Source organism: Rhizobacter sp. P3_B12 (assembly GCF_056402895.1).
Window position 1 is genome coordinate 1 of record NZ_JBFUGN010001661.1, and the last position, 677, is coordinate 677.

Annotated in this window: 1 protein-coding gene; it reads left to right on the forward strand. The window is 71.0% G+C overall.

Annotated elements, in window-relative coordinates; genetic code table 11:
* On the forward strand, positions 1-670 hold a 670-nt coding region (locus AC1D01_RS37540), incomplete at its 5' end, for a HipA domain-containing protein (protein WP_477875016.1).
* Positions 671-677: the final 7 nt, after the last annotated feature.

Here is a 677-nt window from a genome sequence, read left to right on the forward strand (position 1 = left end):
GGCCTGCTGCTACCGGCTGGCCGAGGCGGTGGGCGTGCAAACCGCCGGCGCGAGCGCTCGGCCGGTGGCCGAGCTCGATCTGCCCGGCGTCGCGCTGCCCTTCAGCCACTACCTGCACGTGCCGCGCTTCGACCGCCGGAAGCTGCTCGACGGCAGTACACAGCGCGTGCACTTCGAGGAGCTGACGCAGGCGCTGGGCATCGACAGCCGCCGCAAGTACCGTGACCTGCCGGCCGCGATGCGGGCCTTGCTGGTGCTGCTGAAGCAGTCCCCGGCCAGCGACGTGCGCGAGCTCGACGAGGTGTTCCGCCGCTGGACCGCGTATGCGCTGATGGGCAACACCGATGCGCACTCGAAGAACTGGGCGCTGGTCTACGCCGACGGCGTGCACCCGCGGCTCGCGCCGGCTTACGACATGGTGTGCGTGGCGGCGTATTTCGACCCGGCCGATCCGCGCGCGCTGGCGCAGAACCGCAAGATGGATGAATCGCTGCGAGCCTGGGACGAAGACGCCGCCGAGGCACTGGCCAAGGCGGCGGGGCTGCTGGCGTTCAACCGCTTCCGGCGCATCGTGCGCGATACGCGCGAGCGCGCCCATGCGCTGTGGCCGGCGCTGCTGGCGGATGCGCCGGAGCGGGTGGCACGCACCATCACGCAGCGATTGACATAAGCCTGGG